This window comes from Streptomyces bugieae (assembly GCF_036352915.1).
GTDB classification, from domain to species: Bacteria; Actinomycetota; Actinomycetes; order Streptomycetales; family Streptomycetaceae; genus Streptomyces; species Streptomyces endophytica.
This window is the reverse complement of sequence record NZ_JAZBJP010000242.1, coordinates 1-381: the sequence shown is the minus strand read 5'-3', so window position 1 is coordinate 381 and position 381 is coordinate 1. Positions and strand designations below refer to the sequence as shown.

At 37.0% G+C, this 381-nt stretch carries 1 protein-coding gene; it reads left to right on the top strand.

The window, feature by feature from the left end:
• Positions 1–128 precede the first annotated feature (128 nt).
• Positions 129–260: a hypothetical protein gene (locus V2J85_RS41080; RefSeq protein ID WP_330824452.1), complete on the top strand. Its 132-nt coding sequence runs from the start codon at positions 129–131 to the stop codon at positions 258–260.
• Positions 261–381: the final 121 nt, after the last annotated feature.

Below are 381 nucleotides of genomic sequence, written 5' to 3'. Positions count from 1 at the left end.
GAGAATCACAGTGGCATGCTTGGAGTTACTGTTATGGCTCAGCAGGTTAATAATACATGATGATTCGGGTTAAATCCCTGGGCTTGCACTGTTGTTGAAAGAGTCCGGCAACGAATTTGGGATCTGGTATGGCTCCAGTTGGACCCCTACCCTGGGAACTTCCATATGCTGCATCTGCAGCCATTAAAAAAAAAAAAAAAAAAGAAAGAAAGAAAGAAAAAGAAAAAGAAAGAAAGAAAATCCAAGCGGTCAACAAATAAGAAGTATATATTAGAAAATGAAAAACAGAGCCACAAAAAAATAACTCTGTATTCCCTCTGAGGGGGAAAAATTTAATGACCTTTTAATACTAGGTGGGTTAAAGTTTTGAAAAAATGGTTA